This window comes from Carnobacterium sp. 17-4 (assembly GCF_000195575.1).
Classification (GTDB): domain Bacteria; phylum Bacillota; class Bacilli; order Lactobacillales; family Carnobacteriaceae; genus Carnobacterium_B.
Genome location: NC_015391.1, coordinates 628700 through 643876 on the forward strand (window position 1 = coordinate 628700; position 15177 = coordinate 643876).

Consider the following 15177-nt stretch of genomic DNA (forward strand, 5'->3'; position numbering starts at 1 on the left):
TAGTAAGGATGATGATCAAATGAAAGGCCTATCTATTAAAACAGAAGATGGTAATCTTTATTGTAGGGTAACTGGGGTGGGTGACCCTTTACTTCTATTGCACGGCAATGGAGAGGATCATCAAATATTTAAACACCAATTGTCTCATTTCAGTAAAGATTTTCAAGTTATTGCACTAGATACAAGAGGTCATGGACGTTCAGATCATGGAAAAGGTGTATTGACGTTTCAAAAGATTGCTCAAGATATTTTAGCTGTATTGCAATACTTTAATCTATCGACAGTAAATATCATGGGTTTTAGTGATGGTGGAAATTTAGCATTGTATTTTGGTAGCCACTATCCAGAAAAAGTAGCTAAACTTATTGTGGTCGGTGCTAACTATAAAGTAAATGGGTTGAAAAAAGACTCTTTAGCTGAAGTAAAAAAAGATTATGTGTTGTTGACAATTTTAGGCAGCTTTCATTTAAAAGCTGCAAGAAAGAGACAAATCATTGATCTCATGTGGCATCAATTAGATTTAAGTTCTGCTGATTTAACGGCTATAGAAGCTCCTACATTAATAGTAGCAGGTGAGGATGATGTTATTGAAGAAAGTCATACTGGGAGAATCCATGAATTGATCACCAATAGTGAATTAGTGATTGTGCCAAAAGCAAGTCATTTTCTAATGGTTGAAAAGTATGAAGAGTTTAATCAATTTGCAACGGCATTTTTGCTGAAGGACAGCCTTTCCCAATAGAATTAAAGATAGAAAAATAGGTAATCTATTTCCGAGCTGATTTCTTGGAAAATTTCAACTTTTTAAATTATACTATTGGAGAAAAGTTAGATTGAAAAGTGAAAGTGATTTATTTTTATTATTTCATCTAGTTTAAGTAACTAGGTTGAATAGTAATCGAAACTGTGTTATCCTGTTATTAAATATAGATTAACTTACTATCAAAGAGAAAAAATAAATGACAAACTTCTTTTGAGACCCTACTAATTGCCATTTTTTTTCAAGGAGGAAATAAAATGAACGAAGAAGTAACGTATACAAAAAAATATTTAGTTACCAATGAAGTGCTTAATGCTGTAACTCATGGCGTTGGGGCTCTCTTGAGTATTGCTGGAATGGTTTTATTGATTATGAAGGCAGTAAACACAGGCACTACTTTAGAATTAGTTTCTTATTGTATTTACGGAATTTCACAATTTCTCCTTTACTTATGTTCAACACTTTATCATAGTTTGATTTTTACTCGAGCAAGAAAACTGTTTAAGATCTTTGATCATTGTAGTATTTTCTTACTAATTGCTGGTTCTTATACTCCTATTTCACTTATCACAATTGGTGGGAAAACGGGATGGGCATTGTTTGGAGTCGTATGGGCAATTGCTATATTTGGAATTATTTACAAATGTCTTTGGATTGAGAAATTCAAGAAAATGTCTACACTGCTATATATTGGCATGGGATGGCTGAGCATGTTTGCAATCAAACCTATGTATATTGGACTAGGCTTTGATGGTTTCGCTTTACTATTAGCTGGTGGACTTTCATTTACCATAGGAACTATTTTTTACAGTATGAGAAATGTTAAGTACATGCATGTCTTGTGGCACTTGTTCGTATTGGCAGGTACTGCGTTCATCTACTTTTCCATCTTACTCTATGCATAAAAAAGAAGCTTAAAGAAAGTACGTTACTTTCTTTAAGCTTCTTTTTTACTTTACTTAAAATTAAGAAGTCTTTCTTTATGTTTATTTGCAAAAGAGTTGTATAATAAGACAGCTGAATAAAAATATACAAGGAGGAATGAAATGAGTATTGGGTATGCTTGTTTAACTGTAGGCGTTCCAAATACAGGTTTTAGAACTTGTCGCAAAGCAAATGCCACAGAAGAAAAACTAAAAGAATTAATCCACTTTAATTTAAATTCACTAGAAAATTTGATTGATTACAATATAAAAAATAATATCAAATTATTTCGTATTAGTTCAGACATCATTCCTTTTGGGTCTAGTCCGGTAAATACACTAACTTGGTGGGAACTATTTAAGCCTCAAGTTGAACAAATTGGGAGTAAAATCAAATCTAGTGGTATGCGAGTTTCTATGCATCCCGGCCAGTATACAGTATTAAATTCACCGGATGAAGACGTTGTTTCACGAGCGGTTGAAGATCTAAACTACCATACAAGATTTTTAGACAGTCTTGGAGTAGGACCTGCGCATAAAATCATCTTGCATATTGGTGGAGTTTATCAAGAAAAAGAAAAGGCTATGGAACGATTTGTTAAAAGTTACCAAACATTATTGTCAGAGGCAATAAAGAAACGCTTAGTCATTGAAAACGATGATCGATCCTATACAGTTTCTGAAGTCTTGATGATCAGTCAAGCTACAGGTGCTCCTGTTATTTATGATAATCTTCATAATGCTATCAATACAAGTGACGTTACAAAAGATGATGCCTATTGGATTGAATTAACTCGAAAAACATGGAAACCTGAAGACGGCCGTCAAAAAATCCATTATTCTCAGCAAAGCCCAATGAACCGAATAGGAGCGCATACGCAGACGATTGCGATAGAGCCATTTTTAGATTTTTACCACCAAGTATCAAGAGAAGATTTGGATATTATGCTCGAAGTAAAAGATAAAAATCTTTCTGCTGTAAAATGTATTACTGCGACGACAGAACAACCAAATATTAACTTGCTTGAAAAAGAATGGAGCTTGTATAAATACAGTGTTTTAGAAAGATCACCGAAGCTGTATGATGAAATCAGGCAGATGTTAAAAGACAAAAGTAGTTTTCCAGTACTTGATTTTTATCGTTTACTGGATCAAGCAATAGCCATGGAAGTTACGATAGGAACAGCGGTAAATGCTGCTAGCCATGTTTATGGGTATTTTAAAAAAGGAGCAACAGAAAAAGAAAAAGCGGCTTTTTTAAAGCAACTTGAAAAAGTTGAACAAACGAATGGCTCTATAAAAGCACTTAAAAAAATATTGTGGAATTTAGCAGTAGCTTACAAACAGCCTTACTTACTTCAGTCCTACTATTTTGTGTTTTAAAAATGAATAAACTGGTGTGAATGCTTGATGCTGGAAATGAAATGAAGTATACTATTTTATTGTATCAAGCAATAGCTTGAATAGTTCACATAAGAAAGAGGAAAAAATATGAATATACAAAAAATTATTGCTCTAGTTATTTTACTTTCTGGAATTATTTTACTTTTTTATGGCTTTATAGAAAGCAATCAAATTTCATTAATTACTGGAATTGCTTTAATTGTGATCACAATTTTAGATTATATGAAATTAAAAAATAAGAAAAAATAGTTCTAAGCCTTCTACTTCTATTGGTTTTTTATAGTAAAAAGAAGAAATATAAAGTATTTCGTGCTTTTTAGAACTAAGTATGCTATACTAATAGATGTAGATGTACGTGGTGTTTCACTTTTTAGAGGTCAAACGATTGTTTTTTCTTGTGTTTAAATAAGGTATAGGTTCGAATCCTATCTTCTACATTTTCAACTACCTTTGCTTAAAGGTAGTTTTTTTTTGTTTTAAAAAGCAGTTCATTCAACCAATAGTGGTTTAAGAAAGGGTTTGCTAAATTACTAAACGAATTGTTTGGGTGCGCCTTCTTTATTTGGTACTATTATAGTGTGTTAATTTAACTATGATAGGAGGACGAATAAGTATGGTGAAAAATTTCAAAGGTGCTTACCAATCAGTTGAGGAAGCAGCTGCTCAAGTTGAACATTTAATTACAGAAGGTTATCAACCTGAGGATGTTACTGTGGTCACTCATAAAGAAAATAAAGGTACGATTGAAAGTTTAACTATTGCTGAAGTGGACCCTATTCTTAATAAGCAGAATAAATCAGTATGGGATCGAGTTAGAGATACTTTTAATGAAGCAGATGATACCAATCCGCTTAAAAAATATAAGTTAGACCCTGCTATTACTCAAAGGTACAATACAGCAATAAGAAATGGTGGTTATGTTATTATCACTGAAGAATCAGAGACCAACAAAACCAATCAAAACCTGAGAAGTAATCCAGTTAAGGATAAAAAGGATCCTACTTTATCAACAATTGGTGAAGTTTCCGCATCAGTAAAAGGCAAAATTTCAGAAGGAAACAACAAAGCTCCTTCAATAGACGGGATTCCTTTAAAAGAGACAGATGGGACATTCGGTGGGAATCATCCAACTGATAATCCAAGTATGCCGTCTACGCCTGGAACAGATCAACAAAGAGATATTCGAGTAGACCGATAATTAATAAACTCAAAGCAAATTGAGGCAACATTCTCAATTTGCTTTTTTTAGTCTGTCTTGAAAATGGACCATGAATAAGCAGTGATTTTGAAGGTAATGATGGTCTAACAATGAAAATTCTGTTAGACTTAATTTCTAAGTACATAGTTAAGATTACAAGAGTGGAGGAAAAAATATGTTAGAAGTAAAGCAACTAAAAAAGACATTCGGAACGTTAACTGCAGTAGATAACGTTAGTTTTACGATTCCCGATGGTCAAATTCTAGGGATGATCGGTCAGAATGGTGCAGGGAAAACAACAACTTTTCGCTTGATATTAAATTTCTTAACAGCTGATTCTGGAGAAGTATTATGGAATGGTAAACCGTTGAAAAAAACGGATTATGATATCATTGGTTATTTACCAGAAGAGCGTGGATTATACCCTAAGGTTTCAATAGAAGATCAAATTATTTATTTTGCACAGTTACGAGGAAAATCAAAAAAGGAGATCAAACCTCAAATTGATAAATGGATGGAGAAATTCCAAGTTAAAGGGAAAAAGACAGATAAAATTAAATCCTTATCTAAAGGAAATCAACAAAAAGTGCAATTAATTGCTACGTTGATTCATCAACCAAAATTGGTTATTTTAGATGAACCATTTAGTGGGCTGGATCCAGTCAATGCTGGATTGTTAGAAATTGGAATCAAAGAACTGAAAAAACAGGGGGCTTCAGTCATCTTTTCAAGTCATAATATGAATAATGTTGAGGACATCTGTGACAAGTTGATCATGTTAAGAAATGGTCAAATGGTATTAGATGGAACAGTGCATGAAATCAGAGAACAATTTGGCCGGAAAAAATTATTTTTAGAAACAGCCATCTCTATTGAGGAATTGAAATTGATGCCTGGAGTTGTAAAAGCAGTAGAAACTAATGATGGAGTGAAAGTTCTAGATTTAGAACATCCGGAAGATGGAAAAGCTATTTTTGAAAAAGTAACACAAGACGGATATATTACTACTTTTAGCCAGCAGCCGCCTACGATAGAGGAAATATTTAAAATGAAAGCAGGTGAGTTCCATGAATAAATTTTGGGTAATTGTGAATGATGTTTACAAAAAAAATATTAAATCATTTGGCTTTTTAACAATGGTGCTATCACCTATCGTGATGCTGTTAATTATTGGTGGAATTATTTATTTTATTAGTCAATCGGAAAATGATATTCCTGAAATTGCTGTTTTAACATCTGATCAAGAGATTCAAACACTTTTAGCAACTCAGGAAAATCAATTTACTATTAATTCTGAAATCACGACGAAAGAGGCAGCGGAGAAGGCTATGGAGCAAGAAGAGCTAGACGGTTACCTTGAAATTAACTCTGATAACCAACTTGTTTCGGCAAACTACGTGGATACTTCAGGGAGCGATACTTTAGATACGGCTGTTTTAACAGGCTTACTGACCAGTATCCAGTTAAATCGAAAAGCAACTGAATATGGATTAACGCAACAAGAAGCAATGGAATTGATGAGTCCTGCAAACCTAACTACAGAAACGATTCGTTTTGAAGATGGTGGAATCACTAGCCAAGACAGTACAGCAGAAACTATTAAAATGTGGAGTTCTTATGTTGTTGGTATTGCTATTTTCATTTTTATTATGAATTATGCCAGTATTATTGGGACTGAAATCGCATCTGAAAAAGGAACAAGAATTATGGAAATTATTTTATCAAGTGTTTCTTCTACGACCCATTTCTTTGGGAAATTAGTTGGAATATTACTGGTTTGTCTGACACAAATCATTATCTATGTTGTATTAGCCTTGGTAGCATACCCTTTTATAAAAAATATTACTTTTATTCAAGAATTTTTTGAAGGAATTGATATGGGATCCTTATTGAGTAATTTATTAGGGACAACGCTTATTTACTTTGTATTAGGGATTATTTTATATGCTGGTTTAGCAGCGTTCTTTGGTTCGTTAGTAACGAAAATTGAAGATGTCAGCAAAGCCGTTACACCTTTGGTTTTCTTGGCACTAATTGGGTTTTATGGTGGCTTGTTTGCATTTGCCAGTCCAAATCAACTCATTGTTAAAATTGGTTCTCAAATACCATTATTCACTCCGTTTATTATGCCCTTTAGAGTAGCGAGTGAAACAGTGTCAACTACTGGGATAGTCATTTCAATTATTGTTATGGTCCTATTTACTATTATATGTACATTATTATCATTAGTTATGTATCGTTCAAATGTTTTAGTCTATTCCGATGCCGGAATGATGAAAACAATGAAGACATCTTTTAGTATTCTAAAAAATGAACGAAAGAAACCAGAGTAAAAAATATATAAAGAAGAGGCTGGGGTTTCCCCTAGCCTCTTCTTTATATATTTTTTTACAGTTCATGCCTTGACGATCTTGAAGGCAAAGCTGATTCATCTTGCTCAAGAACGTCAATGTTTATTAAGCTTTTTTCTTCATTTTCGTCGTCACTCATAATAAAATGAGTAAGGGGTTCTTCAATTGATAAGCGGTCTTTTGTGTCCGATTGTACAATGAATGTAACAACCTTTGTTTTCATGTTTACTTCAGTTAGCGCTTCAGTATATAAACTATCTAGTGTTTGTATCTGTTCAGCTAAAAATCCAGCTTCTAAATTAAAACTAGGCTGTGCATGTTCTAAACGAGCTTGTACAACTTTGCCAGATAAAGTATAAACCTGTTTATTGCGTTGTTCCTTACTCAATTCTATTAAGCCAAAACCCGCTTTATCAAAAAAGCGAATGATGTCTTGCCTGTTTGCAAGTGGGTATTGTCTGGCTAATTCTTTGCCAGCCCAATATAAAATTTCATGTGTTTCTGTTCCTAATAGATTGGGTATTAGAACATCTCTAATCAGTTCATATCCAAATAAGGAAGTTGTTTCGTTAAATTTCTCTAGATCCACTTTTTGTTCGTTCTTTTTTCTACTCACTAGCTCATTCACCTCTTTTGTCATTCACAATTTATTATAACGTGATTTGAAACAGAAACCTATCTTTTTAAAAAAAATGCTATTCAGTTACTTAAAAAAGGTGAAAAAGAAGTTAATTAAACGATTAACTAAGTTAATTTACCTAATCCCTTGAATTTCACTCTAAAAAAAGGGAAAATAGACAGAGTATACAAATGAAATTAAACAGAGGTTGTTAAAGATGAAAAAACAAGCGATAGGTTTTATAGATTCTGGAGTCGGTGGTTTGACTGTAGTGAAAGAAGCTATGCGACAATTACCAAATGAATCGATTTATTATGTAGGAGATACCGCACGCTGTCCATACGGCCCAAGACCGGAAGAACAAATCTTACAATTTACTTGGGAGATGACCCACTTTTTATTAAATAAGGATATTAAGATGCTTGTAATTGCGTGTAATACAGCAACTGCAGTAGCATTAGAAGATCTAAAAAAGAAGTTAGCCATACCCATCATTGGTGTTATTTTACCTGGAAGCCGTGCAGCAATCAAAGCAACAAAAAATAATCGTATTGGAATTATTGGAACTGAAGGTACGATAAAAAGCGATAAATATAGGAAAATGATCCGATCAAAAGACACTTTAGCATCAGTAGAAAGTCTGGCTTGTCCCAAATTCGTTCCTTTGGTTGAAAGTAATGAATATGATAGTGCTATTGCTAAAAAAATTGTTACAGAAACTTTGAAGCCCATAAAAAATAAAAATATTGACACGTTAGTTTTAGGTTGTACTCACTATCCGTTATTGCGTCCAATCATCCAGAACTTTATGGGTGATTCAGTAACATTGATCGATTCAGGTGCAGAAACCATTAGTGAAGTAAGTACTATTCTGGATTACTTTAATCTTGCAGAGTTAAGCAAAAATAAAGAAGTTTCTGAACGGAAATTTTACACAACAGGATCTACACATATGTTTAATGATATTGCCTCTCAATGGTTGGGAAATGAAACATTAGATGTTGAACATATTAAGTTAGGAACAGAGAAATTTTAAACAAGAGCTAAAAGCTCAACTAAAAAAGTGAGGTTCAATTATGCGCGCAGATGGTAGAAAAAATGATGAAAATAGATTGGTGACAATAGAAACCAATTATTTGAAACACCCTGAAGGATCAGTTTTGGTCTCTTTTGGAGACACGAAAGTAATATGCAATGCAACAATTGAAACAAGAGTTCCGCGTTTCTTAAAAGGAATGGGAAGCGGATGGGTTCATGCTGAATATAGCATGTTGCCGAGAGCTACAAATACACGAAATATTCGTGAGGCAGCTAAAGGGAAATTAAGCGGACGTACAATGGAAATTCAACGATTGATTGCACGCTCACTACGCTCAAGTATTGATTTAGAAGCCTTAGGAGAACGTTCAATTACGGTAGACTGTGATGTGATTCAAGCAGATGGTGGAACACGTACAGCAAGTATTACAGGCGCGTTCGTGGCTTTGAAATTGGCAATCCAAACCTTATTGGATAGTGGCGAATTAACAGAAAGCCCAATTAAAGAAAATGTAGCAGCAATCAGTGTAGGAATCTTAAAAGATGGAGAAGCAGTATTAGATTTAAATTACTTGGAAGATAGTTCTGCAGAAGTGGATATGAATTTAGTTATGACTTCTCTTGGACAATTTGTTGAGATCCAAGGAACTGGTGAAGAATCTACTTTCTCTTCAGAACAACTTTCAGTAATGTTAGAATTTGGTAAAAAAGGAATCAACGAATTAATTCAAGTACAAGATGATGCTTTTCAACAAGCTCTTTCTTTAAAAAATAACGGGATAAAACCGTACCCACTAATTCCAAAGGATGAAATTTTAATAGCTACTGCAAATGCTGGAAAAGCTAGAGAATTCGAAGCGTTATTCGCAAAAAAAGGGTTTAAAGTAAAAACGTTACGTGATTTCCCTGAAATTCCTGAAGTTGAAGAAACGGGAACAACATTTGAAGAAAATGCGTTACTAAAAGCAGAAACGATAGCTCGCACACTAAATATGTTAGTATTAGCAGATGATTCAGGATTAAAAGTGGATGCACTAGATGGTGCACCAGGCGTTTTCTCTGCTCGTTATGCAGGAGAATTTAAAAGCGATGCTGCGAACAACGCCAAACTATTGCATGAATTAACAGGTGTAGCTAAAGGAGACCGCACAGCACAATTTCACTGTACTCTTGCACTGGCTTTACCTGGGAAAACAAGCTTAGTTGTTGAAGGCGAAGTAGAAGGACTGATTTTAACCATACCTAAAGGTGAGAATGGTTTTGGTTATGATCCATTATTCTTCGTTGAAAGTAAAGGGAAAACAATGGCAGAGTTGACTCAAGATGAAAAAAATGAAGTAAGTCATCGTGCAGTAGCACTAGAGAATTTAGAACAAGTTTGGGATGATTGGATAAATAGTTAACATATTGCTGTTAAAACGGAGGGAAAAGCATGAAAGTACTAGTTGTAAGCGATAGTCATGGAGATCGGGAAATTTTAGTAGAACTAATTGAACGGTATAAGGATAAAGTTGATCAGCTCTTTCATTGTGGGGATTCCGAGTTGGAAGCAACCGATTCCGTTTGGGATTCTATGTTGACTGTCAGAGGAAATATGGATTTTGAGGATGAGTTTGCGATGACACAAACGATTGAAGTACAAAATCAACGGATATTTATGGCTCATGGGCATCGCTTGGATGTTAACTACACTATGCAAGAGTTAGTCTTTGCAGCAAAAGAAGAACATGCAAACTACGCATTTTTTGGCCATACTCACCAAGCTGGAGTGGAACAAATAAATAATATAGTGGTATTAAATCCTGGTAGTATTTCAGAGCCCAGAGGCAGCTATCCATTTCCTACCTATGCAATTATTGAAAATGATGACTCTCAAGTCGATGTAACGTATTACAACCGCGCTCATGAAGCCATTGAACAGTTATCTAGTCATTTTTCTAAAATGAAGGAATAGCAAGAGACTCAAAGCATTTCTTTTAGGTTGATTATTATTTTTTACTTAATTCTATTGTTTTACTACTCTTTCAGAACATTTTCACGTAAAATAGTAGTTGGATTTAGTTATCTCAAGGAAGGAAATGAAGATAATGATAGGAAAAGAAATTGGCAAAATGTTACTAGAAAATAAGGAACATTTTTTGATTCCAGCGGATCGAGTTGCTCATGTTCAGTTAAATAATCGTTTAAACCACGCTTTATTGGTTCTTACAAAAATAGGGTATTCAGTTATTCCTGTTTTAGATTATGATTATAAAATCAGAGGATTGATTTCGATGCCACTGATTATTGAAGCAATTACAGGATTGGAAGATATTGACTTTGATAAATTGGGAGACATATTGGTTTCAGATGTTATGACGACTGATTTTGCATTGATTCATGATCCTTATGATCTGGAAGAGGTACTTCATCTTTTAGTTAACAATGCCTTTATCTGTGTAGCAAGCGAGGATGGTAGTTTTACCGGTATTATTACCAGAAGTGAGATTTTAAAAGGTACTAACCGAATTGCTCATGAATTTGAAAATAAATATGATGTTACTCGTAAAACGGAACGCTTGCATTAAAATTTAATGAACAGTAAGGAATGATCAGATGAATGCTAATGAAATTATTGAGTTTATTGCAAAAAGTGAAAAGAAAACCCCTGTAAAAGTTTACTTGAAAGGCAAATTAGATCATTTGAATTTTCCTGAAACAATTAAAAATTTTACCACTAATGAAGTAGGCACTATTTTTGGTGAGTGGAGCGTAGTTGAACCTTTTTTAGAAGCAAATAAAGAGTGGATTGAAGATCAAGTGATTGAAAATGACCGTCGCAATTCTGCGATTCCATTAGTAGATTTGAAGAAAATTAAAGCTCGAATTGAACCAGGAGCATTTATACGAGACCAAGTCGAAATTGGGGACTCAGCAGTCATTATGATGGGAGCAGTTATTAATATTGGTGCGGTTATCGGTGAAGGTACAATGATCGATATGGGCGCTGTATTAGGCGGACGAGCAACCGTTGGGAAAAACTGTCATATTGGTGCAGGTACTGTTTTAGCAGGTGTCGTTGAACCAGCAAGTGCTCAACCTGTTATTGTAGAAGATAATGTTTTGATTGGAGCGAATGCTGTTGTATTAGAGGGTATTCGAATTGGAAAAGGTTCAGTTGTTGCAGCAGGCGCTATTGTGATCCAAGATGTTGCACCTTATACTGTTGTAGCAGGAACGCCGGCTAAAAAAATCAAAGATATTGATGAAAAAACAAAAAGTAAAACAGGTCTAATTGATGCTTTACGCGAATTATAGAAATAAAAAACGATAAAATCAAAAGAGTTTGGATCAGAAGGCGAAATTACTTTCTGCTTCATCTCTTTTTTTTAGAAGAGGGTAGTGAAAATGCCAAAAGAAAATCCGTTCATCCAAATGCGCAGAGAATTACATTTAATTCCTGAAATTGGTTTAGAAGAATATGAAACTCATCGCTATTTAATGTCCAAAATCAAAGAATTGCCACAAGAGAACCTAGACATAAAAACATGGGAAACAGCCATTGTTGTTCGAGTCAAAGGAAGCATTGGTCAAAAAACGATTGGCTGGAGAACAGATATAGATGGTTTGCCAATAGTAGAAGAAACTGAGTTACCTTTTCAATCGATCCATCAGGGAAGAATGCATGCATGTGGACATGATGTGCACATGTCAATTGCCTTAGGATTATTGACTCATTTTAGCACACACCAAACTATAGATGATCTAGTTTTTATTTTTCAACCAGCTGAAGAGAATGTGAGTGGAGCAAAAATCATTTACGATAGTGGGTTCTTAAATGATTATATGCCAGATGAAATTTACGCACTGCATGTAAAACCTGATTTACCAGTAGGAACTTTAGGAACAAAAGTAGGAACGTTATTTGCTGGAACGTGCGCGATCGATGTCGAATTTCGTGGCGTAGATGGGCATGCTGCATATCCACACGAATCCAATGACATGATAGTAGCGGCTAGTCAATTTATTAATCAAATCCAAACAATCGTCAGTCGTAGCGTTAATCCGATGGAGGGTGCAGTGATTACTTTAGGAACGATGCATGCTGGAACAGCTGGAAATATCATTAGCGGGTATGCAAGTCTTACTGGAACCATACGGACATTAACTCCCGAAATGAGCGACTTAACTCAAAAAAGAGTAAAAGAAATCGTTAAGGGGATTGAGCTGTCGTATAATTGTAAAATTTATTTAGATCTAGACCAAGCCGGATATTATCCCGTTATTAATAGTGAAACAGAAACACTCACATTTATTGATTATATGACAAAAAATCAAGATGTAAATTACACGAAAATTGAAACAGCGATGACTGGTGAAGACTTTGGTTATTATTTAGATAAAATTCCAGGAACAATGTTTTGGCTAGGTGTAGATAGCCCTTACGGTTTGCATCATCCAAAAATGATGCCAAAAGAAGAAGCCATTCCGTTTGCAATCGAACACGTAGGAGACTTTTTAGAAAAGAAAGCCAATCGACAATTATAAACAAAAAAACTTCTCTTTAAAACCAGTAGTGGTTAAAAGAGAAGTTTTTTATTTAACAATCAGATAAAGGATACCCATTAAAATGAACAGTGAAGCACTAAATATAACCGTAACACTTGAATTAAAAGACGCAAGCAAACTCCCAATAATGGGTCCTAACATGGTTCCTACACCTTGGAAAGAGGAGATGATCCCCCAACTAACATTTTGATCTTCTTTAGTAATTTTTGTAGCCACAAAAGAATTCCAAGCCGGTAAAAAAAACGTATATGCAATCGCCATGGACACTACTAGAATGAAAATGACCACAATAGAAGTATTAAAGGCTGTTGAAATCAGTGTAAATCCAAACCACATAAAGCCAGCAATAAATAGAAGCCGAGGACTAAAATAGTCAATCAATCTGCCAATAGGCATCATAAGGAGACCTGCTGTTAAACCAGCAATGATCAGTAGAAGAGTATACTGGTTGTAAGTAAGTTTTAAATGCTGTAATACAAAGGTTGGCAAAATAGGAATTAACATACCAAGGGAAATGCTTTGCATTAAAGTACCAGGTAATATGATGCGACTTTTTTTCAAAATTGAAAGAGTTTTTTTGAACATCTCTTTAAAGGGTTGCTTAGTATTTTCTAGTGCTTGATGGTCGCCTGACAAACGAAAACTAAAAAAAGCAAGTACTACGAAGACTGGTAAAATCCAATAGGAGACAGACAAATTAATATTCATTAAGTAATTCATCACGATGACACCGCTGGCCATGCCTAACAACCAATAAAAATAAATCAATCCCATATTTGTTCCTCGTGAACCTGAACTAGCCTTAGCCAAAAGTACGATCCAAATGGGGCATGCCCCAAAACCTAATAAAATTGAAGCAAGAATAATAACGAAACCGTTGAATTGAAATAATGGAACAACAATTAAAGAAAGAAATATTAAAATAAAAGAAACCGAGATAATTTTTTTAATACCAAAACGATTCATCAAAAATCCTGCTTGGAAATTTGAAAAAGCATCGCTAATATAATGTAGACTGATAGCCAATCCCACTAAAGCAAGATTAAACTGAGTACCTACTGCAGCCTGAACGGGCAAATAACTAATAATAAAAGCAGCACGAACATATTCAACGAGCATTAATGAAATAAGTAAAAAAAAGAATTTTCTATCAATTTTTAATCTCTTTTGAGTCATGTCTTGGCTCCTTTTGGATATAAGGCTTTTCTATCAATGTTAAGACTTTATCAACTATAAGTGCAGATGAATTTGGATGGAAATGTTTTTCCATTTGTTTGGATAAGCTTCTTGCTAAAAGAGGTTGTTTTAATAATGATAAAACTGCTGGAGCGATTTCCTCTTCAGATTTTGTTACAATAGCCATTCCTTCTTTTTCAAAAAAATTGGCATTATCTTTCTCTTGTCCAGGAACAGCAGGTGTTAAAATTAAAGGGATTTGGATTGCTAACGCTTCTGAAAGAGAAATTCCTCCTGCTTTCGTTACCATAATATCAGATTGAGTCATTAAATTAGCCATATTCGAAACATAACCAAGAATGGTTATATTCGTATCATTTTGGTATTCATACATAAGTTCTTTAAAAAGCAATTGATTAGCACCGCAAACAACTGTAATATGCAAATTTTCTTTGATTTTTAATTCATCAAGGATGTGTGCTAAATCTTTTAGCACACCATAGGCACCAGCAGAAATTAATAATTTTTTTGTTTCATTAGAAGAAAAATCTCTCTGAGAAGAATCAGGGGTATTTTGATAAAATTCTTCTTTAATAGGAATTCCTGAAATAGTGATTTTATTTCCATTGATCCCTGTATCCATTAATTCTTTTTTTAGACTGTCGCATGCAACAAAAAAATAATCTATTCCGTCTGAAATCCAGCGGGTATGCAGACAAAAGTCAGTTAAGACATTAATAAAAGGAATCCCAGGTTTTATACGTTGTTTATAAATAGGCAAAGCTTGCATCGGAAAAGTGTTAATGACTACATCAAAATCATTTTCTTTCATTAATTGGCTAATTCGCATGTATCCATATCGATCGATCATCCTATCGATTCTAAAATCAGTTAGTCTGTAATCAGATTTATAATAAAGGAAACCATAAATATTTTGTCCTTTAGAAAAACTTTTAATATACAACTTTCTAGTAACGTTAGTCAAAATCGGATGGGCTTCATAAAACAAATCAGATGTGACGATATTTGTGATACCACGTTTGTTTAATTCCGTTATTAGTGAGCGGGTCACTTCTAGATGACCGTTTCCATAACTGCCAGTTAAAATCAATATCTTCGGCGGTGCTGTTACCATAGTGAGCCTCCTTTAGTTATTTTGA

General features: G+C 34.2%; 16 protein-coding genes. 13 read left to right on the forward strand and 3 right to left on the reverse strand.

Features of this window, described 5'->3' with window-relative positions:
- Window positions 1-19: 19 nt before the first annotated feature.
- The 7 genes from CAR_RS03105 to CAR_RS03135 all read left to right on the forward strand — a co-directional run bounded on the left by CAR_RS03105 (window position 20) and on the right by CAR_RS03135 (window position 6618).
- Complete coding sequence (locus CAR_RS03105; RefSeq protein ID WP_041556122.1) at window positions 20-742, forward strand: alpha/beta fold hydrolase; 723 nt, start codon at window positions 20-22, stop codon at window positions 740-742.
- A gap of 275 nt (window positions 743-1017) precedes the next feature.
- On the forward strand, window positions 1018-1665 hold the full coding sequence (gene trhA / locus CAR_RS03110; protein ID WP_013710253.1) for a PAQR family membrane homeostasis protein TrhA: 648 nt from the start codon (window positions 1018-1020) through the stop codon (window positions 1663-1665).
- Window positions 1666-1806: 141 nt separating this feature from the next.
- Window positions 1807-3066, forward strand: coding sequence for a UV DNA damage repair endonuclease UvsE (uvsE, locus tag CAR_RS03115; protein WP_013710254.1), 1260 nt, complete (start codon window positions 1807-1809; stop codon window positions 3064-3066).
- A gap of 108 nt (window positions 3067-3174) precedes the next feature.
- Entirely contained in the window at window positions 3175-3336 is a 162-nt protein-coding gene (locus CAR_RS03120) for a hypothetical protein (protein ID WP_013710255.1), read from the forward strand.
- A 364-nt stretch (window positions 3337-3700) separates the two neighbouring features.
- Complete coding sequence (locus CAR_RS03125; protein ID WP_013710256.1) at window positions 3701-4285, forward strand: general stress protein; 585 nt, start codon at window positions 3701-3703, stop codon at window positions 4283-4285.
- Between the two features lie 175 nt (window positions 4286-4460).
- A complete protein-coding gene (locus CAR_RS03130; protein WP_013710257.1) occupies window positions 4461-5360 on the forward strand; it encodes an ABC transporter ATP-binding protein in 900 nt (299 codons plus the stop codon).
- Window positions 5353-6618 (forward strand): ABC transporter permease, encoded by a 1266-nt coding sequence (locus tag CAR_RS03135; RefSeq protein WP_041556123.1) that lies wholly within the window; start codon window positions 5353-5355, stop codon window positions 6616-6618. Before CAR_RS03130 ends, CAR_RS03135 begins: the two co-directional genes overlap by 8 nt.
- 55 nt (window positions 6619-6673) lie before the next feature.
- Here the strand turns inward: CAR_RS03135 and CAR_RS03140 are convergent, their stop codons facing one another.
- Complete coding sequence (locus CAR_RS03140; RefSeq protein WP_238526706.1) at window positions 6674-7252, reverse strand: YslB family protein; 579 nt, start codon at window positions 7250-7252, stop codon at window positions 6674-6676.
- Between the two features lie 220 nt (window positions 7253-7472).
- On the opposite strand from CAR_RS03140, the gene racE reads away from it, so the two are divergent.
- The 6 genes from racE (at window position 7473) to CAR_RS03170 (ending at window position 12820) form a co-directional block, all read left to right on the forward strand.
- Window positions 7473-8291, forward strand: coding sequence for a glutamate racemase (gene racE / locus CAR_RS03145; RefSeq protein ID WP_013710260.1), 819 nt, complete (start codon window positions 7473-7475; stop codon window positions 8289-8291).
- A 40-nt stretch (window positions 8292-8331) separates the two neighbouring features.
- Window positions 8332-9696 (forward strand): ribonuclease PH, encoded by a 1365-nt coding sequence (rph, locus tag CAR_RS03150; RefSeq protein WP_013710261.1) that lies wholly within the window; start codon window positions 8332-8334, stop codon window positions 9694-9696.
- Between the two features lie 29 nt (window positions 9697-9725).
- A complete protein-coding gene (locus tag CAR_RS03155; protein ID WP_013710262.1) occupies window positions 9726-10247 on the forward strand; it encodes a metallophosphoesterase in 522 nt (173 codons plus the stop codon).
- A gap of 133 nt (window positions 10248-10380) precedes the next feature.
- Window positions 10381-10860, forward strand: coding sequence for a cyclic-di-AMP-binding protein CbpB (gene cbpB, locus CAR_RS03160; RefSeq protein ID WP_013710263.1), 480 nt, complete (start codon window positions 10381-10383; stop codon window positions 10858-10860).
- Between the two features lie 28 nt (window positions 10861-10888).
- Complete coding sequence (gene dapD / locus CAR_RS03165; protein ID WP_013710264.1) at window positions 10889-11590, forward strand: 2,3,4,5-tetrahydropyridine-2,6-dicarboxylate N-acetyltransferase; 702 nt, start codon at window positions 10889-10891, stop codon at window positions 11588-11590.
- 90 nt (window positions 11591-11680) lie between these two features.
- Entirely contained in the window at window positions 11681-12820 is a 1140-nt protein-coding gene (locus tag CAR_RS03170; protein WP_041556124.1) for an N-acetyldiaminopimelate deacetylase, read from the forward strand.
- A 48-nt stretch (window positions 12821-12868) separates the two neighbouring features.
- Here the strand turns inward: CAR_RS03170 and CAR_RS03175 are convergent, their stop codons facing one another.
- A complete protein-coding gene (locus CAR_RS03175; RefSeq protein ID WP_041556125.1) occupies window positions 12869-14017 on the reverse strand; it encodes an MFS transporter in 1149 nt (382 codons plus the stop codon).
- Entirely contained in the window at window positions 13992-15152 is a 1161-nt protein-coding gene (locus CAR_RS03180) for an MGDG synthase family glycosyltransferase (protein WP_013710267.1), read from the reverse strand. The genes CAR_RS03175 and CAR_RS03180 overlap by 26 nt, the downstream gene beginning before the upstream one ends.
- Between the last annotated feature and the right edge of the window lie 25 nt (window positions 15153-15177).

Bases quoted from the DNA above. Each gene is read 5' to 3' on its own strand.
- CAR_RS03105 (WP_041556122.1), top strand. From the start codon at position 20: ATGAAAGGCCTATCTATTAAAACAGAAGATGGTAATCTTTATTGTAGG.
- trhA (WP_013710253.1), top strand. From the start codon at position 1,018: ATGAACGAAGAAGTAACGTATACAAAAAAATATTTAGTTACCAATGAA.
- uvsE (WP_013710254.1), top strand. From the start codon at position 1,807: ATGAGTATTGGGTATGCTTGTTTAACTGTAGGCGTTCCAAATACAGGT.
- CAR_RS03120 (WP_013710255.1), top strand. From the start codon at position 3,175: ATGAATATACAAAAAATTATTGCTCTAGTTATTTTACTTTCTGGAATT.
- CAR_RS03125 (WP_013710256.1), top strand. From the start codon at position 3,701: ATGGTGAAAAATTTCAAAGGTGCTTACCAATCAGTTGAGGAAGCAGCT.
- CAR_RS03130 (WP_013710257.1), top strand. From the start codon at position 4,461: ATGTTAGAAGTAAAGCAACTAAAAAAGACATTCGGAACGTTAACTGCA.
- CAR_RS03135 (WP_041556123.1), top strand. From the start codon at position 5,353: ATGAATAAATTTTGGGTAATTGTGAATGATGTTTACAAAAAAAATATT.
- racE (WP_013710260.1), top strand. From the start codon at position 7,473: ATGAAAAAACAAGCGATAGGTTTTATAGATTCTGGAGTCGGTGGTTTG.
- rph (WP_013710261.1), top strand. From the start codon at position 8,332: ATGCGCGCAGATGGTAGAAAAAATGATGAAAATAGATTGGTGACAATA.
- CAR_RS03155 (WP_013710262.1), top strand. From the start codon at position 9,726: ATGAAAGTACTAGTTGTAAGCGATAGTCATGGAGATCGGGAAATTTTA.
- cbpB (WP_013710263.1), top strand. From the start codon at position 10,381: ATGATAGGAAAAGAAATTGGCAAAATGTTACTAGAAAATAAGGAACAT.
- dapD (WP_013710264.1), top strand. From the start codon at position 10,889: ATGAATGCTAATGAAATTATTGAGTTTATTGCAAAAAGTGAAAAGAAA.
- CAR_RS03170 (WP_041556124.1), top strand. From the start codon at position 11,681: ATGCCAAAAGAAAATCCGTTCATCCAAATGCGCAGAGAATTACATTTA.
- CAR_RS03175 (WP_041556125.1), bottom strand. From the start codon at position 14,017: ATGACTCAAAAGAGATTAAAAATTGATAGAAAATTCTTTTTTTTACTT.
- CAR_RS03180 (WP_013710267.1), bottom strand. From the start codon at position 15,152: ATGGTAACAGCACCGCCGAAGATATTGATTTTAACTGGCAGTTATGGA.